Origin of the sequence: Dyadobacter sp. CECT 9275, from assembly GCF_907164905.1 — a bacterium.
In the GTDB taxonomy this organism is placed as follows: Bacteria; Bacteroidota; Bacteroidia; order Cytophagales; family Spirosomataceae; genus Dyadobacter; species Dyadobacter helix.
In genome coordinates this window covers 2,496,299-2,517,970 of record NZ_CAJRAF010000002.1, presented here as the reverse complement: position 1 = coordinate 2,517,970, position 21,672 = coordinate 2,496,299, and the positions used below count along the sequence as shown (strand labels likewise).

Here is a 21,672-nt window from a genome sequence, read left to right as displayed (position 1 = left end):
ATCAATTACTTTGAAAAACAGCTTTATGTACAATTTTAAAGGCATTTTAATGCAGGGTATACCGTAATCCTGCAAATCCCCTCAGGCCCTGGTTGGGGGCATAAACATAGGACGGGTCAAAGGTAAGTCTGTAAGGATTGTCGGGTGTGGCAATGACCTGCCCGGCATCATCAAACTTTACATTCTTGTCGAACGGGTCATGCGAGCGGGCAATGGAATTGGCCGGAGGTGTGAAATTCAGCAGGTTTTTTATTCCTCCATAGATCTCGAGACCGTTACGAAACTTCTTGGTAATCTGGATGTTCTGCAGAGACCAGACCGGCGATGTGCCCGCTCTCGGATCGTCTTCGCTCAGCAATGGCAGGCGCATGGGGCCATACAAATTGCCTGTATAGTCAAAGGACAGGCCTGCTTTTTGAATTTCATACGAAACAGACCACACCGCAGTTACTTTTTCGGTCAGCACCGGCCTGAACCGTTTCCCGTTTTCATACTGGTAATTGTCCATGACGGTACCTCCGGCTATTACTTTTAATGGAAATGCAAAATTGAAATCCAGGTTGAGTGATATCCCTTTTGAAACTGCGTATCCGTCCAGGTTGTCATAAATAATCTGGTTGGGATTTGTGTCATAATCGGGCAGAATCCGGTTGGTGAAATAAGTATAAAAAACAGATGCGTCGAATCCGACGAAGGAGTTTCCGGTAACAATTTTTTTCACCACATTCAGATTGGCGTTCCAGCTTTGTTCCGGTTTCAGGGCCTCCTTCACAATTACCTGGCGTGAGCCTGTGAGTGCAGCATGATCTTCCGTGAACAGGTTCACGATCCTGAAACCTCGCCCAAAATTGAGCCTGATCACGTCTGTCTGGTTCAGCTTTACCTTGTACGCTGCCCGTGGAGTGAAAATACTGCCGTGGCGGCTGTTGTAGTCGTACCGGGCTCCCAGCAAAATTTTGTGAATACCCATCGAAATTTCATCCTGTACAAAAATTCCGGGTAAAAATATTTTGTCCGCATGATCGCGGCCGTCCACATATTTGGTAGCTGTGGTGTTATCGTTGTAAAAGGTATACCTGAATGGTGTACCGAAAAGCAGACTGTGCTTGCCGGCTACTTTGTCCCATAATAGCTGCGCAAATGCAATTTTCTGGTCGGCCAGGAAAGGAACGGTCCCATATACGGAATTCTGGTCGTGGCTGCTGAAAGAGTATTGTAACGTGAGCTTTTCTTGTGTCGGCAGGTCATAGTTGCCCATGAGCTCAAACCGTTTAGTATAGATACTTTCGCCGTACAACGCATCGCCCCCCCGGAAACTTTTGTTCCATTTCATGTCTCCGCCCCAGCGGTCTTCATAATAATAGCGTGCGGCAATGTTGGCTGTCTTATTGTTTTTTCGGGAAAACGACCATTTGTTAAACACAGAAATACGGTTCTGAAGGGTAAGATCCGTGAAGCCGTCACGGTTATGATCGATAGGGTTCTGGTAATTGAAATAGTTTATCCCGATCAGCGCTGTTGTTTTGGATCCAGCTGTTAGTTTCAGGCCGAGATCCACATTAAAATCCCGCCAGGTGGTACTGAAAGCATCTGCGGAGAAAGCAGGCGCTTTAGATGGATTTTTGGTGATGATATTGATAAGTCCGCCCACGGCCTCGGAGCCGTATAGCGTTGAAGCCGGGCCTTTCACAATCTCCACCCGGTCAATAAGGCTGTTGGGGATACCCGACAGGCCGTAAACCGTTGACAAGCCACTTACCATGGGCATACCGTCTATGAGTACCATGGTATATGGCCCTTCAAGGCCGTTTATGTGAATGTCACCCGTGTTGCACACATTACAGTTCAGCTGCGGCCTCACACCGTTCACATAACTTAGCCCGTCAAATATACTTGGAACCGGATTTTTGTAAATGAATTTTGCCGTAATGACGTCAACCGGAACGGGGCTGTCCAGCTTGGAAACCTCCTTCATGGTTCCTGTCACAACCACTTCTTCCAATGCATTCCCCCCTGCTTTCATTGTAAAATCGCGCACCAGGTTATGGTCAATCAGCACTTTTTTTTCAATGATGGTCGGCAGAGATACATAGGATATACGCAACGTATAAATCCCCTTGGGGATGGCAGTGATGGTGTAATGTCCCGCCGTGTCAGCGGTAGTTCCCATGTTGAGCTCGTTGATGAAAACCGCTGCTCCAAAAGCAGCTTCGTTTTTTTCTTCCAAGGTGATTTTGCCCGATAACTTAAATTGTGCTCGAACGTTGAGTGCTAACAAACAGAATAATAATGGTATGAGTGGTTTCATAGGGTATCAAAATTAATATTTTATTGCATCGGAATAAATATTTAGACAAATCTAAAAACATTATTTGATAAATAAAAATATGCAACATTGTTGCAATAAAAATATGTTTTACTTCAAATTGTTTGAAATTCTCAGATGGCTGGAAGCAGGTGTAACGGGCCGGTTAGGTAAACAAGTTACGGGAATGGAGCAGGCGGAAACGGCGTTGAAACAGGACTTTTGAAAAACCTGCCGGTTTTAGGTAACCGGGCAGGTTTTTCAATCAGGGCTATTGCGACCACTCCGTCGGAGAACGGTCCCAGCGATGGTGTTTTAGCCTGTCGGCCAGTGCCTGGTCCAGTCTTGTGCCGTCGCTCACTGCCACATTGGCACGTACATGCGGTAGCTTTCGCATTCCGGGAATGGTGGTATGTACATCAGGATTGTTCAGGATAAAACGTAGCGCAAGTTCCGGCATGGTCATTCCGGCCGGGATATCTTCCCGTAATGCTTCCGCATGATCTACGCTCGAATCCAGATTTTCGGGTACAAAATACGTGGAACGCCAGTCGTCAACCGGAAATGTCGTTTCTTTGGTAAGCGTGCCCGTGAGTGTACCTTCGTCAAATGGCACACGGGCGATCACTCCGATATCCATTTTCCGGCACAATGGGAACAGATTATCTTCCGGAGCCTGATCGAAAATATTGTAAATAACCTGAACGGCATCAATACATCCTGTTTCAAGCGTTTTCAGGGCGTTTCCTGGTTCCCAGCGGTTGATACTGATCCCCCAGCGGGCCACTTTTCCTTCACGGGTAAGTTTTTGAATGGCCTCTTTCCACTCATCACGTTCTGCCCAGGTATCCTCCCAGACATGGAACTGAAGAAGGTCTATCTGCTCCAGACCAAGATTATGCAGGCTCTTTTCAGTATACTCCACAATATAGTCAGCCGGGAAGACTTCGTCCAGCGTAAATTCGGGGCGGGATGGCCACTGACGATTTTTGGGTGGAATTTTGGTCGCGGCATATATTTTTTTGCCAGCGTTACGGCGGATCAGGTCTCCCAGGATACGTTCGCTGAGGCCCTCTCCGTAGCCCCAGGCTGTATCAAAGAAATTAACGCCGGATTCCACAGCCAGATCCAGAGAATCGTCCGTTTCTTTACGATCGGAGCCACTCCATCCTGCCAGTCCCCACATGCCGTAACCTATTTCGCTGACCTCCCAGCCAGTACGTCCAAATCGACGATATTGCATTTTAGTAATCGTTTAGTGTTTTACAATGAAAGAAAACGGTGAAACATTTTTAATGTTTAAGATATACTTTTGTTAGTATCTATTACCTTAGTTGTATGATTTGCCAAATTATATTTCAAGATACAGATTTAACAGGGTAGTGGCGAAGAAAGAGTTAGCACGAATGACGATCAAGAGGGTCACCGGTATATTACTAATCATCATCACATCCGGCTGGACCAACGAATCTTTGCCTTCTGCAAAGTTACTGGAATACTGCAATGTTTTTCGGCAGATACAGGTGGATGTGCGGGATTGTGTTATCAGTCCTGATAGTGCTACGCGCGCTTTTCAGGAAAATATGAAAAATTTACGGGCGGTCTTCGCGCGTGATTCCTGCCGAAGTATCGACTCAACTTATTTCGTTTTTCCTGTAAGGTGTTATCTCCCGGCTGAATCCATCGGAGGGAGGGGCAGGGGGTATCGGCCCGATGGCTTCGATCTGTTTGATATGGAAGTGAAGGGAAGCCATCCTGCCCATGATATTTTTATCAGGGATAAGGATAAAGACCAGATCGACGACCGAACCTGGAAACCGGTTGATATACTGGCTTTTACCTCTGGCGTGGTACTTGCGGTGGAGAAAGACTGGCAGTATGACAGCGACAGGCGTGGAGGCAACTGGATATGGATTTATGATCCATGTCTGGACGGGCTGTTTTATTATGCCCATAACAATGTTGTGGAAGTGCAGCCCGGACAATGGGTGAATGCGGGCGATAAAATTGCTGAAATGGGGCGTTCGGGGTATAATGCCTACAAGAAAAGATCACCGACGCATCTGCACCTGATGTTTCTGAAACTGACACCCGAAGGACTTCCTGAGCCCCAGAATACGTATGACTGGATGATGATGGCTGCCGTGAAGGAATAAGGGATCGAAGGATACCTTTTGGATTAGAATATATAAATCACTTATTAACCTATTTATAACTAATTGTTTATGAGCAACCGCCGGTCGTTTTTAAAAAAGAGTGCGGTCTTGGGAATGGGAGCATTCGGAGCGGATAGCATCTTCAGCCAACTCCACGCCAAGTCTTTTGAATCCGCAGAAAAGCTTTGGAACCCAGCCGGAGATAATGAGCAGTATTGGTCGGTTATTCAGGATGCCTACACGGCCAGCAAAAGTGAAATACTCATTCTGAATAACGGGGGAGTTTCTCCTTCGCCACTGGCCGTTCAGAAAGCCCTGGATGTATACAACAAAACTGCCGCTCAGGGACCTTCCTATTATATGTGGCGGGTGATGGACAAAGGGCGTGAGCCGCTTCGGCAGCGCCTGGCTACATTGGGAGGTTGTGATCCCGAGGAAATCGCCATCAACAGAAACGCTACGGAGGCATTGAATACCATTATTTTTGGTCTGCCTTTACAGAAAGGGGATGAAGTGATCGGGACAAAATTTGACTATCCCAATATGATGAATGCGTGGCGGCAGCGGCAGCTTCGCGACGGGATTGTGTACAAGCAGTTATCTTTTGATTTCCCGATTGAAAATGATGATGAGATTGTGAAGGCCTATGAAGAAGCCATCACACCTCAAACCAAAATCATTCATATTACCCACATAGTGAACTGGGTAGGGCAGATTATGCCGGTGAAAAAAATTAGCCAAATGGCCCGTCGCAGGGGTATTGAGGTAATTGTGGATGGCGCTCATTCGTTTGCGCTGCTTGACTTTAAGATACCCGATCTGGAGTGTGATTACTTTGGTACCAGCCTTCACAAGTTCCTGAGCGCGCCTGTGGGAAGTGGCATGATGTGGATTAAAAAAGATAAGATTGCCAAAATCTGGCCGCTGGTTTGCAACCACGAACCTACCAGTGCGGATATCCGCAAATTTGAAACCCTGGGGACCCGGAGTTTCTGTATTGAACAGGCCATCGGCGAGGCAATTAACTTTCAGGAGGGTATTGGTACCAAAAGGAAACAGGAACGTGTCCATTATCTTAAAAAATACTGGGCCGAAAAGGCTCTGCAAATTCCGGGTGTAAAAATCCATACGTCCCTGAAACCCGAATATTCCTGCGCCATTGCGGGTGTGAGCATAGAAGGTTTGAAACCCACCGAACTGGACAGCAAGTTATTCAATGATTTTAAGATACATACCGTGGGGATCAGCTACGAGAGCGTTCAGTGTGTACGGGTTACACCTCACGTTTATACCAAGCTGAGCGATCTGGACAGATTCGTGGGTGCCTTGGAAAAAATTGCGAAGAAGGTTTAAAACCTTTTATTGGCCCATATCTGCCTGCCGGTATTTTGCTGTAAATGCCGGCAGGTTTTTTATTTGTCAAAACGGAAATACTTTTGATGAATACTGATTCTTCGCGATAAGTTAAAGTATTAAGGACTACTTGTTTACATTTTTAAGGGTCGTGCTGCCAACCGGCCATCCGATAACCGGCTGGAAATGACAGGCCAATTTAACCATCTGACCCAATCAGCTATACCATAGCAGTATGAACCCGTTATCTTTGACTTATTCTTCTGCTTCAAACCAAATTTAAAATGACACAACTACGAAAAGGTTCTTTTATCAAAAAGGTGAGGGATATCAGTATGAGCAGTGCACTTACCCTTACCCTGCTGTCCGGTGCAGTTTTGATACCTGGCTGCTCATCCAATGAGGAGGATGAGTCGGCGTATAGTTATGAAGAAACCACGTATTCAAAAGGCATCCGTTCGCATATTAAAGAAGTGAGCCCGGGCGAATTTAAGATTATGGATGAGGAATCCGTTTCGGCAGATAGCTCAGTTGCCATTGTAACCTACCTTGATGGCCATACGGATTCCCTGTCAACCAGCGCTGCAAAGGCTTTGATTGATAATGAAATCAGGAATAATAATGCATATGTCGGGCACCACAGCGGTCTTTCCAGTATGCTTTTATATGGAGGAATGGGTTACCTGTTGGGCCGGAACTCCGGAAACGGGTATATCAACAATTACCGCAGCCAGCAGGATGAACAAAGATCCAGAGGATTTTACGCCTCTCCGGGGGCATACGGAAGATCGCAGACAGCAGTGCGTGATATCAACGCATCCCGGTCGACCCGGATTGTAACTACAAGACCTGCCAGTGGAAGAAACGGCTTTTTCGGGCGATCATTCGGTCGTAGCGGAGGGTAGACCATAAAGGACGATTGTTTCCGGTAGGAGGGAAGTGGCAAACAGGTGAGCGGCTCACCGTTATTAATTCAGAATAGCATGATTCAGTTAAGACAATTACCGGTAGCACCCGAACCGGCTCTAAAAAATGCGGGATGGGACTGGATGGTCGGTACGGATACTTCAGCCTATGTGCGCAGTGAAGTAGTGGTGGTAAAGGATAAAGCGGCAGAACAGTACGATCAGGCTGCACAAACACTTTATGAGATGTTTGTAGAGGCTGGGCAATATGTAATAGATCACCAGTTGTTTAAAGAGCTGGGTATACCCGAAAACCTTGTTGAACTTATTAAATTAAGCTGGGAGGATGACCGGCATATTCATCTTTACGGCCGTTTTGATCTGGCCGGTGGAACGGATGACGCGCAGGTTAAGCTCATCGAGTTTAATGCTGATACCGCCACCTGTATCCCTGAAACTGCTGTGGTACAATGGGCGCAGCTAAAAATGAACGGGCAGGATGAAAGCATGCAGTTTAATACGCTCTATGAAACCCTGGTGGGGCAGTTTCGTTATTTAAAGGAAGTGAATCCGGATCTGACGCCTTCCCTGCTTTTCACTACTATGGAAGGGTACCCCGAAGACGATACCAACGTTGCGGTTCTTTCGGAGGCCGCACAGGAGGCCGGATTTGATACGGATTTTGCGTATATCCAGGACGTGGAATTTTCGGCGGAGCAGGGTATCTTTAAGCAGGATCCTGAGGATGGCAGTTTCATAAGGTTTGACTTTTGGTTCAAACTGGTACCCTGGGAATACATCGGGCAGGATGAGCCTGAGCTGGCCAAATTGCTGACCGACATCGTTAAAAACAGAAAAGCGGTTATTCTTAATCCTGCCTATACATTGTTGTTTCAGTCCAAATATATTCTGAAATTCCTGTGGGATCTATTCCCTTATCACCCGTTGCTTCTTCAGACGGAAAGATATCCGATCCCCCATAAAAAATGTGTGAGCAAAGTGATCCTGGGAAGGGAAGGAGCCAATGTATCTATCCTTGAAAAAGGCGGTGAAGTATCCTCGGCTGTTGAAGGTGAGTATGAAAATCAGGCCCGAATTTATCAGGAATATGTTGAATTCCCTCGGGATGGGGATGACTTTTTCTATCAGGCCGGAGTATTCTATGCGGGGGAACCCTGTGGTTTGGGATTCCGGAGGGGAGGCAGGATACTGGATAATACCGCCCAGTTTGTGGGGCATCTGGTAGAGGGCTGAATCCGCGGCACGGCCGATCCGCCGTGCCGCGGATGTTATAAAGCTTTCGAAATGGCCTTTCCCCAGTACTTACCTAAAACCGCCACTCCTTCTTCGTTGGGATGCAGATAAAATATTCCCGCCTGGCCATTTTCGGGTTTGAATAATTTGATATAATGCTTTCTGAAATACCTGAATGCTTTGGTATCACCTTTAAAAACTCTTCCCGGCTCCGTGGTCCTGTAGTCCGACACCAGCGCATCTATCTCGGGTATATAACTCTGCAGCCTTTCCAGGCCTTCGGCGAGATATTTGGACCTGTTATAAGTATTGGTACTATACCAGATCGGATGATGCACCACCACCTTGCTGCCGGGATATCGGGTAAGTAATTCCGAAATGATGGATAACATATTCTTTCGGTATGCTTCTTTGGATACCGGCGAACCGTTAGGCCCTTCTATGGCACTATCGTTGGTACCCAGTTTCATGGAGAAAATCAGCTGATGGTCTTTCAGAGCATATAAACTATCGGCGGCTTTGGAAGCAAGGATAAAGTACTTGCCACTGCCAGGCAGCCAGTCCAGTGTGGTGGACCCGCTTCTGCCGACATTGGCAAACAATACGTCATTGATGCCTTTTTGTTCTTTCAGGTAGTTCACGGCGTGGGTCGGTGGAGGAAAGCCGCCGGGGCCGCCTTTTCCCTGGGTGATACTGTTGCCAATGAAGACAATGGCTGGTTTTGTCTGGGCGGTTGCCGCAGAGGCAATTGTCAAAATGAGAAAGAGGCTGAGCAGTTTATTTTTCATCAGGGCAGGTATGAGTGGAAATATACTGCTAAGTTACGCGCTATTGTTTATTCTGATATTTTATGACAGCGTCTTTTTCTGTTAAGGTGGTTTGGCGGGATTGTTGTCAGCTATGGAGAAACGTTCAATTGCATTGATTTTTATCATTTGAGGGCATAGAATTTGTACTATATTTTACGACCTAAATAGAAACTATATGATTACTGAAAAAGCCATTTTGGCAGGTGGTTGCTTCTGGGGGGTGGAAGAACTGATCAGACATCAACCGGGTGTAATTTCAACGTTGGTGGGGTATACTGGCGGCGACGTTCCCAATGCCACCTATCGCAATCATGGTACGCATGCAGAAGCCATTGAGATTGTGTTTGACCCGGCACAATTATCTTATCGTAAACTGCTCGAATATTTCTTCCAGATTCACGATCCTACCACACGTAACCGGCAGGGAAATGACATAGGAACGTCATATCGTTCTGCTATTTTTTTTATCGGTGAAGATCAGCGGGAAGTGGCACAGGCACTGATCGCAGAAATGGAAGCTTCTGGTATATGGCCGGGTAAGATCGTAACCGAAGTAGTGCCTGCAACAGACTTTTGGAATGCTGAAGCAGAACACCAGGATTATCTGCAAAAACATCCGGGCGGATATACCTGCCATTTTGAGAGGCCGGGCTGGAAACTGAACTAATGTGCGGGGTAACGTTGTACGCTCTGTTCGCAGGGCGAACGATGAAAGCAGCGTGTATTCTCATGTCACTCAAAGCGCTCCAAAGCGCTTTGAGTGACATTGTTGATAATTACCGACAAGGCTAACAATTAACTCTAATTTTGATTTGCATTAATACACTTTGGAGAGAATAATCAGGATCAACCCCAGAACATAACAGGTAAACATCCCGAATAGTATTTTGTTAACTCCAGGTGCCCCTTTAAACTCCCTCCATACCAGCACGCCCCACAAGGCAGCTATTAAAGCATTTCCCTGGCTGAGCCCGAAGGAAACGGCAAATCCTGCTTTTTCACTCGACAAAATACTGAACAGTAACCCGGCGCCCCAGATTCCGCCGCCCAGCAAGCCCATCCAATGGTTTCTGGAAATGGTGTTCCAATACCTGCTGAAGGCAATAGGCTCACCCTGGATAGGTTTTTTCATGATGATCGGATTCAGGATCAGGTTACTGAAAAGAATACCCGCAGCAAAACATACCACGGTACTGTAAGGCCCCAGCAGGCCGGCTTCGGGCATGACGAAATTGGTGGCCATGGAGGCGGCTATAAACCGGTAAAAAACACCGAAAAGTACTCCTGAAATAACAGCCAGCAATAAGCCTTTCAGTTCAACGCCTGAATTTTGCGATATCTTTCTGTAAGCCATTGCGGATAGTACAATGGCCAGCACAATTAAAAATACACCGGAAAAAAGATAGGTGCCGTTTCCATCGGGTTGGGATAAATAATTGAGCATTACACCCAGGACCAGCCCAACCCCAGCCCCGACAGGAAATGCCACGGAAATTCCGGCAATGGAAATGGCTGCCACAAAGAGTATATTGGCTATATTAAAAACTACTCCGCCCAGGGAAGCAAGCAGCATATTTTTTGCATCGGCCTGAGAGATATCCTCGAAAAATCCCCTGCCCTCCGTCCCCCATGAGCCGAAGGTCAGCGCCCCGAGGATAGCCACCACGGCAATCCCGAAAACAAAATCCCAGTAGAATAGCTCGAAACGCCAGTCTTTAGTAACCAGCTTTTGGGTATTGGGCCACGAACCCCAGGCCAGCATGGTAAGGATACAGAAAATAACGGCCGAGGTATAAGTTTCTATAATGATCATATTTTCGGGATTCAGGATGGTTGTTTCAATGGCTGCCGATAGATATTATGCCTGTCAGGCCACCCGGTTTTTGAGGGGTTCTCCTTTGATCGTCCTTAGAACCTCTTCTGCGGCAAACTGCTGGAGAATGGGAATACTGCGTTTGCTATACCAGGCGGTATGCGAGGTAATAATCATATTAGGAGCCTGCAAAAGCGGATGGTCCACCGGAAGCGGCTCCTGTTCAAAAACGTCAATCCCTGCCCCGCCAATTTGATTTTCATGAAGTGCCTGCGCCAGTTCCACAGTGTTGACCAGCCCCCCGCGGGAAGTGTTGATGAGCACCGCACTGGATTTCATATTCAACATGGTATCCCTGTGAATGATATGATGCGTTTGTTCATTCAGCGGTAAATGCAGGGAGAGTATATCCGACTGCCCGATCGCCTCCTCCAAAGTGATTTTCCGCACACCATGCGCCAGCATTTCGGCTTCATCCACATAAGGATCATAAGCGGCCAGCTGAAAATTGAAAGCACCTGCCCGTTTCAGCACGGCCCGTGCGATTCTTCCAAATCCCAGTGTTGTGAACAGGGAGTCCTTACAGGCCGGTACGTTTCCTGGCGGAATAATTTTCCAGATTCCCTCCCGTACCCGGGCATCTGTAGCGGGTATCTGCCGGTTGAGTGCCATGGCCAGTGCCATGGAATGATCGGATACCTCGTCAATACAATAATCAGGAACGTTACAAACCGGGATATTTTTTTCTTTGGCAGCGGCAAGGTCAAGGTTATCAATACCGATCCCGTAACGGACGATGATGCGGCAATTATCCAGGTTTCGGATCACGTTGGCTGTTATCGGTGCCCATTGTACGATCAGCGCAAACGCATCTTTCGTAACCTCGAGCAAGTCCTGCTCAGTTTTACATTGAGCGTCAACTATCTCATAACCTGAATGTTGTAAGACAGACAATTCGGGGTTGATATTTGCAAAGCCATGGTCGGTGATCACAATTTTTTTATTGCTGGTTTCCATTTGTATATAAGATCAATGGTGAATTGAAAAAGAAAAAAGGAGCTAAAAAACGATAACCGATTTGATATGGGTGTCTTTAGCAGCCATCATATCCCTAAAGGCGGCAACGCCATCGTCCAGCGAATAATAGTGAACCCATGAAGTTACATCCACCTTTCCCGAGGCGATCAGCTCCAGTGATTCCTGTATTTCCTTTTGCGTGGCAGCGTAGGTCCCGATGATCTGTTTTTCCGACAGAATAATATCGTAGCTAAAAAATGGCTGGGAATTTTCGTAGAGCCCTATGAGCACAATAGCTCCCCCCGGCCGGATGCACTGCAGAGCCTGTTGGTTGGTCTGGGCAGTACCCACCGCGTCGATCACCAGGTCAATACCTTCCTCTTCCGTTAATCGCTGGATGACCGAAACCAGGTTTTCTTCAGAGGAATTAATGGTAGCTGCGGCGCCTAGCCTGCTAGCAATGGTAAGCCTTTCGCTTCGTAAATCGGCAACGTATACCTCCACGCCCAGCAAGGATTGAAAAGCCTGCTGCGTGACAAGCCCGATAGGCCCGGCCCCGATCACCAGTACTTTTTGAGGTAATAAATGTTTGGAAAGATTGACCATGTGGATACCATTTGCCAGCGGCTCTGCCATGCAGGCAGCCTGGGGCGTAACATTTCCCGACAGAGGTACCAGGCAATGCGCCGGTACGTTCACATATTGCCCGAATGCGCCCTCACGGTGCATCCCGAATATCTGCCGGTTCCGGCACAAATTGGTAAGTCCTCTGCGGCAGGGATCACAGGTACCGCAGGAAACCACACTGTTACTGGCTACGAGATCACCCTTCTGATACCCGCTCACGGCTGCGCCGATCTCTTCAATCATACCACAAAATTCATGTCCCATGATCAGCGGAGGCACGCGCCGGGGGCTTTGGGATTTAAAAGTTTCCAGCTCGCTCCCGCAGATTCCACAGGCCAGAACACGTAGCAAAACCTCATTTTCCGAAAATGCGGGCGCAGGCCTCTCGGTAACCGTAAGTTTTTGAAACTCCGGATAAAACAATGCTTTCATATTGATAACTTTTTAGAATTGAGCAACCGCTCTGATCGGTGAGCCGTCCCGGCCTTTGAGGTTAAGTGGAAAACCCATAAATGTAAACTCGTCGGGTACCTGGTCCAGATTCGTCAGACTTTCTACAATCACGATTTCTTTTCCGAGGAGTATATGATGTACTTCGTACCAGTCGCGGCTGGGTGTGGGGGTATCCATTCCCAGCATCCGGATGTCCCTGCCTGCCAGGTAGGTACTTGCTTCCTGCGTCAGGGATGGGAAGTCATCGAAGAAATTATCCTCTCCGAAATGTTTAAACCAGCCGGTTTCGTAAATGATCTTTGCTCCGGGAACGAGTAAATTTTCGTAGGGCAGAAAGTCCTCCACCACTATTTCTTCCCGGGCACCTTTGGGTAAACGTAAGATATGTGCGGTACCATAAAACCAGTCGAGGGGCATCTGATCCAGTGTTTTGCCATCCTCCAGGAAATGATACATCGCGTCCAGATGGGTGCCCTGGTGTGAGCTCATGACGATCTGGCTGATATTGTATTTCAGTGTTCTGACCGTACCATGGGATACGATACTAAGCTTGGGGTCCGAAGGGAAGGTCTGCTGACCGTGCTCCATGGGGTGTGAAAGATCTACGAGTTTCATCTGTTTTATTTGGCTAAATATCCACCATCTACTAATAAATCGCTGCCGGTAATGAATGAGGAATCGTCACTGGCAAGAAAAGCGGCTGCTGCGGCTACTTCTTCGGGCTGCCCCTGCCGGTTCAGCAGATGCATTTCTGAGGCCCGTTTGTTTTCTTCTTCAATATCCAGGTTGAGTACTTTGCACGAATTAACAAAGGCGCTGGTATAGATATACCCAGGGCATAGCGTATTCACCCTGATACCGTGCTCTGCCAGATCATAAGCCCAGCATTTGGTCAATCCACGGATTGCAAACTTGGTCGCGTTGTAGGTTGCAAAATTCCGCTGCCCTACAAACCCGCTCACCGATGAGAAGTTGATGATACTTCCGCCTCCTTTTTTTATCATTTGAGGTACCGTATACCTTGTTACAAAGGATGTGCCGACGATGTTGACGCTATTGATCTTTTGCCAGTCCTCTTCGGTTGCGTCAACGCCTTTGAAAATAAAAGTGGCAGCGGTATTGACCAAAACCTGAGCCGGACCAAGCTCGTTTTCCACTCTTTCGCAGGCAAGTTTCACGGCCTCCTCATTGCTGATATCCACCTGGATATAAAGGGCATCAATCGCTTTTGCCAAACCGGCATCACTTTGTTTCAGATCGAACAATGCAACTTTACAGCCTTCTTCAAACAAACGTTTCGCGGTGGCATATCCCAGATCGCCGATCCCGCCGGTAATGATTGCCACCTTATCTTTTAATCCTCTCATCGTTCAGTCAGATTCTTTAATATTTTCATCAAAATTACTCTGCCTTTATATTGTATCGCCCCGACCCCAGTTCCAGTAAAGCGTGGCCATCCTTCCATTTAAAATCCGCAATTTTCTTCCCGTTAACAGAAATCCGCGACGAAGCCTGCGACGGTACATATACTGTGGCATTGGTGTTGACAGGAATATCTACGGTCAGGGTCAATACTCCTGATGTTTTTGTCCAGCTGGTTTTTATCCATCCATAAGGCGAATGAAAGCTGCCGTTGGCCCAGGTAATGTCACCTACTGGCTGGGGACAAATTTTAATGTGTTTGAAAGCAACCGAGTTGGCGGACTGCGATATACCGGCAATACCCCCGTGAAACCATTCAAGGATATGTCCCATCGCCAGCTGATTTTGGGAAGATTTGCCGTCCCAGGTTTCCACAAGCGCCGTAGCGCCTTTTTTCAACAGGTATCCGTAGCCAGGTACATCGTCCCGGTTGGTCATGGCAAAAAGTGTTTCAGGATGGCCATTTTCATAAAGGGCCTCTACCAAAAACTTATGTCCCACATCACCGGCCGTCAGCCGGTTGCCATCCGATTCTTTTATGTTTTTCACAAGATTGCCAAGCACCTCTTTTTTATACTGTTCCTCCACAAGCCCCATACTCAAAGGCATTGCCATGGCAGTCTGGCTACCGGTGGCATAAATTTTCCTGTGGGTATCGAAATACTTTTGATTAAAGGCAGCCTTTATATTCCCGGCCAGCTGGCTGTAATAAGCAGCATCCTGTACTTTTCCCGTGAGTGCAGCCATTTGGCCGAGTGCGTCGATCGCATGGAAATAATAGGCCGTTGCCGTGATGCCTTTGGGCGTTACATTGCCGATGTCAAGCCAGTCCCCCAGACCATAGTTTAACAGGTTTCCGCTGGCCTGCTTTTCCAGGTGGCGGGCGTAGCTGGTCATCATGCCATAGGTTTTGCCTATCATGGTAGTATCGCCATAGAACTGATACAAAAACCAGGTATCCAGAATGGCCGTAGTACCCCATTCGGGTGAGTCGACAAAAGGTCCTTCAAATTTTATGTACTCAGGTGCAATATCAGGTACCAGTCCGCTTTCATGTTGGGCATCGGCCATGTTCTGTATGAGGCTGCGGTACAGGTTGTAGCTATTGTAATTGTAATTAATGGCGGTGCGCATAAAATTCTGTTCACCCTGCCAGCTTAACTTCTCTCTTTGCGGATTATCCGTAATGTAACTTTGGATATTGCTTTTGATGGCCCAGTCAATGAAGGTATGTATTCGGTTGAAGAGCTCGTTTGAACAGGCAAAGGTCCCATTTGAGGGAGCGGCGTTCCGGTTATGCAGCAATTTGAGCTCGGTGATCTCAGGCAGGGACTGGTCTCCCGCCGTAGTAGCTGCACCTTCTACCTGTACATAGCGTACCGCAAAGTAGCTAAACCGGGGCTGCCAGGTTTCGGGCCCGTTTCCTTTTAAGGTATAGGAATACGTATGAGGGGTTACCCCATCTGCCTGGCTCACGCTGCCATTGGCATCCAGCAATTCGGCCGGGATGAGCCTGATGGTCTGTCCGGCTTTGCCTTTCACCGTTAACCGCGGAATACCCGAAACATTCTGACCAAAATCATAGACCGATGTATTCGTTCCCGTAACCGTTTTTTTCTTTACGCTTAACGAATCCTGCAATACTACCGGGTAGTCAATCTCCGGCGACAGTTTTCCTTTGGGTTTACGCACCAGAACGGCTTCTTTCCAGTTATTCCCGGCAAATGAATTACTGTCCCAGCCCTTTTGTTCAAGACGTGCGTCATAATCTTCTCCCCCGTAAATGGTATTGAAGGTAACCGGCGAAGGAGCCGTTTTCCAGCTTTGATCCGAAACAACATACGCCTGGCTGCCATCTGTGTAGGATATTTTCAGCATCGCTATCATTTTCGGTTTGCCAAATGCCCCGGTACCTTTGACATAACGTTCCTGAGAGATATTGTAAAAACCGTTCCCCAGTATTACACCAATCGTATTATTCCCCTCGCGAAGCTGGCCGCTGATGTCGTAGGTATTGTACAATATGGTTTTGTCATAACTGGTCCAGCCAGGAGACAAAAATGCCTTGCCTATCTTTCCGCCATTGATACTGGCCTCATAATGGCCTAATCCACTGATAAAAAGGAGGGCTTTCTGTACTTTTTTGCTGACTTTAAATTCTTTTCGGAGCAACGGAGAAATGGCATTTTTGATGATCCTGCTGTTGCCCGCTTTCATCTTGCCGTGCACAAAAGGCACAACCCGCTCCGTATCCGGCATGTCTTCATATCCAATCCATAGGGCATTTTTCCAATCTCCTTCTGTAAATATTCCGGTAGTGAAATGTTGCGTGTCACTCCATCCCGACTGCTGACTGCGGTTGTCCCATACCCGCACTTTCCAGAAATAGGTTTCAGCTGGTTTCAGGTTTTTACCATGATAGCGAATCTGGATACTCTGCTCACTTTTTACAGTGCCGGAATTGAAAACATCAAACTGCCCTGCTTTTAACTTGGCTGGAGAAGACGCGATCACCAGCTGGTACGCCGACTGCGTTACAGCCTGCCGCGGAGATTTCATCTCCCAGGAGAAAAACATATCTGCAGGATTCACTCCGGCAGCATTTAACCTGTTATCACATAATGCTTCCGAGACATGTATCTGAGCCAGGGCAGGCAGATATAAGCTCAGCAGGAACAACGTCAGCAAAATGTTTTTTCTGTACTTCATAGCAGGACAACCGTATCTATGTTTATAATTCAAAAATTTAAAATGTGGCGGGTTCAACTTGTACCCGCCACCAAAAATCATCACTTAGCCAACACGCTAATAACCAGGATTCTGCTGAAGTTTTGCAATTTGTATTTCCCTCAGCGGGATCGGAAATAAGAGTCGGTCGGCAGTGAGTTTGTAACTGTTCGCCGGAAGATTCGGGTATAACGCTTTCAGGTATTCTCCATTTTTTGTCATCACGTCAATGGCCTGGCCGGTTCTCAGCAGGTCAAACCATCTTTTGTTTTCAAAGGCCAGTTCCACCCTTCTCTCATGCAGGATAATGGCACGGAGCTGCTCCTTGGCAGTAACGGTGACAGCCGCCAGTCCGGCTCTCTTTCTCACCCGATTAAGATACTCCAGTGCCTGCGCTCCTTTATCCTGCTCATTGAGTGTTTCCGCCATAGCCAAAAGCGCTTCGGAAAACCGATATACCGGAACATTGTCATCAGTATTGTTAATAAGGCTATGCGGATGCAGATATTTATTGATAAACCGATAGCTCCGTTTCCCGGGAGTGGGTACATAACCCACCGGGCTTTTCACTGCATCAATCACCAGTGCTCCCACCGGGCCGGTGCCTTCAATAATACTGATGGAGTTAGGAAGCCGCTGATCTCCCGCTTCGTAGGTGTTCACCATTTCCTGCGTGGGTACATTCCAGCCGCCGGCAGAAACGCGCCCTACTGTGCCGGTGAGCATACTGGCGTTGTCTGTGATGGGCAGAAAGGCGTAAACCATAGCGCTGTTCTGTCCCTGGTTTCCCTGTTGGTACTGAATTTCAAAAATAGATTCCTTGCTGTTTTTGTTACCCAGCTCAAACACATCACCATAATCTGGGAGCAGGTCGTAACCCATGCCCATGATATCCCTGAGCTGAGTTTCGGCCAAAGGGTATTTTTTCTGGGTGATATATACATCACTTAACAGCATCTTGGCTGCTCCTTTTGTTGCTTTGCCAACCTGCGGAAAAGTAGGGTTAGCGAGTTTCTCAGCGGCAAAGGTCAGATCGTCTTCAATGGCAGCGTACACCTGCTCCACCGTTGAACGCTCCAGGTAAGCGTCTTCCACACCTTTCACCTGGTCAAGATAGAGCGGCAACCCACCATAAAACCGTACCAGGTCGAAATAGGCCAGCGCACGGATAAACCGTGCCTCGCCCAGGATCCGATCCGACACATCCTGTGCCAGGGTAATATTCGGGATATTGGTAATAATGCTGTTGGCACGGGATATGACCGAATAAGCGTTATTGTACATCTCGTTGGTTACGTTGCTGGAAGCATCATCCAGAAAGCCGTCGGCCAGTTCCATGTTGATATACTGTACACCTCTGTCGGTACTGTTGTACTCATAAAAAGTATTGTCAGATCTCATTTCGCCCATTACATAAGCAGAGCGCGAACCTTTGATCCCTCTCAGCGCGGCATAGGCACCCACCAGCGCCTGTTCAAAATGGGATTGCTCTTTAAAAAAGGTCCCGTCCGTGATGGAACTTTCAGGAGAGAGCTCCAAAAAATCCTGGGAGCAGGACGACAGCAGCCCGGCGAATAAAATGGATATATATATTTTCCGTTTCATGATAAGTTTCTTTTAATCAAAAGTTTAAATCCAAACCAATCGCAAATGTTCTGGGGACAGGATAGGCACCGGCGTCCACACCTTCCCGAAGGCCGTTCAGCCCGTTGATACTGGCTTCCGGCGACATACCCTTGTATTTGGTAAATACCGCGGCCTGCTGACAGCTCAGCGTAGCTCTCGTTCTGCTGAATACCTTTTTCAAAACCGGCAGGGTATACCCCAGCGTAATATTTTTGATAGTCACATACGACCCGTCTTCAATCCAGCGGCTGTTGGCATACCTGAAAAAGTTATTGCCCGCTCCGGTTGTTCGCGGATAAATTCCATTGCCCGGCTCACTTTCTGACCGCCATCTGTCCTTCCAGTATTTCTGAACATTAAATACGCCATCCTGGTTATCCGACCATTCTTTTTGTCCATTGATAATGTCCTGTCCGATGGCTCCGGAGATCACCACGTTCAGGTCCAACCCTTTGTACGACAAACTGTTGGCTAACCCGAAGATGAATTTGGGATTGGGATTACCCAGGAAGGCCCTGTCGGTATTGGTGATCACCCCGTCGCCGTTAAGATCTTTGTACCTGACCGTCCCTACGCTCGAGGTAACTGCTTTTGGCTGAGAATCAAATTCCTGCTGATTCATATACACCCCGTCAAACACATAGCCCCAGAATTGCCCGATGGGCCTTCCAACTTCCGTTTTCCAGTAGGTTCCCTGTTCGCCAACCCCGTCAATGGGGGTGTTATTGGTTCCAAGTTTTTCAACCCGGTTGTGGTTAACGGAGATATTGAAATCCGTATTCCAGGTTAATGCGCCGGTGAGGTTCCGGGTGCTGGCCGAAAATTCGTATCCCCAGAACTTAAAGCCTCCGATGTTGGACTGAATATTTCCAAATCCTGTACCCATCGGAATATCCACCTGATACAACATATCGTCGATAGACTTCTGATAATAATCGGCCGTAAAAGAAAGGCGGTCGTTGAAAAATGAGATGTCAATACCTACATCAATTCCTTTGGTGGTTTCCCAGGTAAGTTTGTTATTGCCCAGGGTAGTGAGGCTCCGGCCCTGCGCCAGAGCGCCGCCATAAACATAATTGGTGGTGGATACTCTTCCGAACTGACTGTAATTACCAATGTTGAAGTTTCCCACCAGACCATATTCTGCCCTCAGTTTAAGATAACTCAGCGAGTGTAAATTCTCCATGAATTTTTCATCAGAAACAATCCATCCCGCAGACACCGAAGGGAATGCCCCCCATCTGTTTTCACTTCCGAAACGCGAAGACCCGTCGCGGCGAATGGATGCAGAGAGTAGATATTTGCCTTTGAAACTATAATTGAAACGGCTGTACATCGATAACAAAGACCATTCCGTGGTATTATTGCTGCCATTTTTTACTGCCGCCGCATCAATCCAGGATACCAGGTCGTCCGGGAAATTGCTTCCCGACAGGGAATTATATTCCTGGTGGAATTTCTGTGCGGAATAACCGGCGAGTATTTCCAACTGATGGTCATCTGCAAAAGTTTTACTGTAAGTCAGCGTGTTTTCGGTTAGCCAGGAGTAGTAATTGGTGGTACTGTATGAACCCGACGGGATTGTTGGCGGAGGAGACCAGATCGTACCGGTTGAACTGGGGTTGAATATCCGATTGGTGGTATTGGCGATATCGGTTGATACTGCGGATTTGAATTTAAAGTTTTTGAGAAACTCAAATTCCAGAAAGGCATTTGACAGCAAACGGGATACTGTTTCCTTGTTTTTGGAGGTTTCCAGAACCGACACCCAGTTGGGCTGCGTGAAAAGCCCCGGGCCTTCAAACCTCAGCTTACGCGTACCGTCCGCATTCTTTTCGTTGGGAGAAAAAATAGGCGGCGTGGTTAAACCTGCAAAAATGATATTGTAAGTTCCATCCGTACCGAAATTCTGGCCGGTCTGGTAGGTCGGAGCAACATTGAGCCCCACCCTGATTTTATCATTGACCTGATACTCATTATTGGAGCGAAGCGAAAATCTTTTATAGCCCGTATTCAGCATCACACCGCTCTCATCGTAATAGCCCACCGTGGTGGCCGAGGTGAACTTGTCTTTGCCGGCCAGCAACGATAAATTATAGCTGCTCATTCTGGAGTTTCTCAGCATCTCATCCATCCAGTCGGTATCCGGGCCTGTCCAGCTCTGCGGGTTCTGGTACAGTGCAGGAATACCACCCGCGTATCCTTCGTATTTGATTTTATCTTCAAATATCCCTTTTTGAAATTCCAGAAATTCCTTGGCATTCATGAGGTCCGGACGTCCACGGTCCGGTACGCGTCCCACTCCCTGGCTCACACTGAACTGTACCACCGTTTTCCCTGGCCTGGCTTGTTTGGTCGTGATCAGCACTACGCCGTTTGCCGCCCTGGAACCATAAATGGAGGCAGCCGAAGGACCTTTCAGTACCGTTATATTCTCAATTTCTGTTGGGTTGATACTGTTAATATCTCCTACAATGGGAGCGCCATCTACCACATACAACGGACTGTTTCCCGCGTTAACAGATGCGGCTCCCCTGATCCTGATCGAGATACCCTTGCCTGGCTGCCCGGAGGTCTGGTTGATCTGCACCCCGGCAATGCGGCCCTGGATTTTCTGGCCTATCTGCCCCACCGGCTGATCCTGTAATTGCGCCGTTGAAAGCGAGGAGATGGATCCGGTTACTTCTCTGGTTTTCTGCTGACCATACCCCACCACCACTACTTCTTCGAGTGATTTGGTATCGGCCTTTAAGGTAATATCCAGAAAGCTCTGGTTCACAACAGAAATCTCCTGCGTGATATGCCCTATGTAGGAAAAGGCAAGTATTGCTTCCCCGTCGGGTACTGCTATGGAAAAAGCTCCGTTTTCGTCGGTCACGGTGCCTTTGGTCGTTCCCTTGATGATTACGTTAACCCCAGGCAAAGTAACTCCTTTTTCATCCACCACTTTGCCTTTAACTGTTCTTTCTAAAAACCATGGGGTAGCATTAGCATCCGGGCTTACCGTGCCTTTTTCAAAGGGGCCGGCCTGTAATTGTTCCGGAAAAATACTGACTACTGAGACAGTAAATAAACTGCTCAAAAATATTGATCGGGGTGTCCATTTATGATGGAAATACCGGGTAGTGACTCTTTTCATGTTTGCAGTATTTTAATACGAATGGATTATTTTGGCACATAGTTTTTGTGCCAGGTTTTTATAGCC

The 21,672-nt window shown here is 47.6% G+C and carries 16 protein-coding genes; 5 read left to right on the top strand and 11 right to left on the bottom strand.

Annotated features, from left to right (window positions below):
* Positions 1–46 precede the first annotated feature (46 nt).
* Both KOE27_RS18160 and KOE27_RS18155 read right to left on the bottom strand, forming a co-directional pair.
* A complete protein-coding gene (locus tag KOE27_RS18160) occupies positions 47–2,308 on the bottom strand; it encodes a TonB-dependent receptor (protein ID WP_215240239.1) in 2,262 nt (753 codons plus the stop codon).
* 268 nt (positions 2,309–2,576) lie between these two features.
* Positions 2,577–3,548, bottom strand: a complete 972-nt coding sequence (locus tag KOE27_RS18155) for an aldo/keto reductase (RefSeq protein ID WP_215240238.1) — start codon at positions 3,546–3,548, stop codon at positions 2,577–2,579.
* A gap of 163 nt (positions 3,549–3,711) precedes the next feature.
* Between KOE27_RS18155 and KOE27_RS18150 the strand changes: the two genes are divergently transcribed.
* From KOE27_RS18150 to KOE27_RS18135, 4 genes are all read left to right on the top strand, one after another.
* On the top strand, positions 3,712–4,461 hold the full coding sequence (locus tag KOE27_RS18150) for a M23 family metallopeptidase (RefSeq protein ID WP_215240237.1): 750 nt from the start codon (positions 3,712–3,714) through the stop codon (positions 4,459–4,461).
* A 69-nt stretch (positions 4,462–4,530) separates the two neighbouring features.
* A complete protein-coding gene (locus KOE27_RS18145; RefSeq protein WP_215240236.1) occupies positions 4,531–5,814 on the top strand; it encodes an aminotransferase class V-fold PLP-dependent enzyme in 1,284 nt (427 codons plus the stop codon).
* A 284-nt stretch (positions 5,815–6,098) separates the two neighbouring features.
* Positions 6,099–6,719, top strand: a complete 621-nt coding sequence (locus tag KOE27_RS18140) for a hypothetical protein (protein ID WP_215240235.1) — start codon at positions 6,099–6,101, stop codon at positions 6,717–6,719.
* A 78-nt stretch (positions 6,720–6,797) separates the two neighbouring features.
* Positions 6,798–7,973: a glutathionylspermidine synthase family protein gene (locus KOE27_RS18135; RefSeq protein WP_215240234.1), complete on the top strand. Its 1,176-nt coding sequence runs from the start codon at positions 6,798–6,800 to the stop codon at positions 7,971–7,973.
* A 35-nt stretch (positions 7,974–8,008) separates the two neighbouring features.
* Here KOE27_RS18135 and KOE27_RS18130 read toward each other — a convergent pair whose 3' ends face one another.
* Positions 8,009–8,761: a GDSL-type esterase/lipase family protein gene (locus tag KOE27_RS18130; RefSeq protein WP_215240233.1), complete on the bottom strand. Its 753-nt coding sequence runs from the start codon at positions 8,759–8,761 to the stop codon at positions 8,009–8,011.
* 196 nt (positions 8,762–8,957) lie between these two features.
* Between KOE27_RS18130 and msrA the strand changes: the two genes are divergently transcribed.
* Complete coding sequence (gene msrA / locus KOE27_RS18125) at positions 8,958–9,449, top strand: peptide-methionine (S)-S-oxide reductase MsrA (protein WP_215240232.1); 492 nt, start codon at positions 8,958–8,960, stop codon at positions 9,447–9,449.
* A gap of 150 nt (positions 9,450–9,599) precedes the next feature.
* Here the strand turns inward: msrA and KOE27_RS18120 are convergent, their stop codons facing one another.
* The 8 genes from KOE27_RS18120 to KOE27_RS18085 all read right to left on the bottom strand — a co-directional run bounded on the left by KOE27_RS18120 (position 9,600) and on the right by KOE27_RS18085 (position 21,606).
* Positions 9,600–10,595 (bottom strand): GRP family sugar transporter, encoded by a 996-nt coding sequence (locus KOE27_RS18120; RefSeq protein ID WP_215240231.1) that lies wholly within the window; start codon positions 10,593–10,595, stop codon positions 9,600–9,602.
* 54 nt (positions 10,596–10,649) lie between these two features.
* Positions 10,650–11,612, bottom strand: a complete 963-nt coding sequence (locus KOE27_RS18115; protein ID WP_215240230.1) for a C-terminal binding protein — start codon at positions 11,610–11,612, stop codon at positions 10,650–10,652.
* Positions 11,613–11,654: 42 nt separating this feature from the next.
* Positions 11,655–12,671 (bottom strand): zinc-dependent alcohol dehydrogenase, encoded by a 1,017-nt coding sequence (locus KOE27_RS18110; RefSeq protein WP_215240229.1) that lies wholly within the window; start codon positions 12,669–12,671, stop codon positions 11,655–11,657.
* A gap of 12 nt (positions 12,672–12,683) precedes the next feature.
* A complete protein-coding gene (locus KOE27_RS18105) occupies positions 12,684–13,307 on the bottom strand; it encodes a cyclase family protein (RefSeq protein WP_215240228.1) in 624 nt (207 codons plus the stop codon).
* A 5-nt stretch (positions 13,308–13,312) separates the two neighbouring features.
* Entirely contained in the window at positions 13,313–14,059 is a 747-nt protein-coding gene (locus KOE27_RS18100; RefSeq protein WP_215240227.1) for an SDR family NAD(P)-dependent oxidoreductase, read from the bottom strand.
* A 34-nt stretch (positions 14,060–14,093) separates the two neighbouring features.
* Positions 14,094–16,823 (bottom strand): family 78 glycoside hydrolase catalytic domain, encoded by a 2,730-nt coding sequence (locus tag KOE27_RS18095; RefSeq protein WP_215240226.1) that lies wholly within the window; start codon positions 16,821–16,823, stop codon positions 14,094–14,096.
* Positions 16,824–16,919: 96 nt separating this feature from the next.
* The gene (locus tag KOE27_RS18090) at positions 16,920–18,446 is read right to left on the bottom strand and encodes a RagB/SusD family nutrient uptake outer membrane protein (RefSeq protein WP_215240225.1); all 1,527 of its coding nucleotides are present in this window, start codon (positions 18,444–18,446) and stop codon (positions 16,920–16,922) included.
* 16 nt (positions 18,447–18,462) lie between these two features.
* Complete coding sequence (locus tag KOE27_RS18085; RefSeq protein ID WP_215240224.1) at positions 18,463–21,606, bottom strand: SusC/RagA family TonB-linked outer membrane protein; 3,144 nt, start codon at positions 21,604–21,606, stop codon at positions 18,463–18,465.
* Between the last annotated feature and the right edge of the window lie 66 nt (positions 21,607–21,672).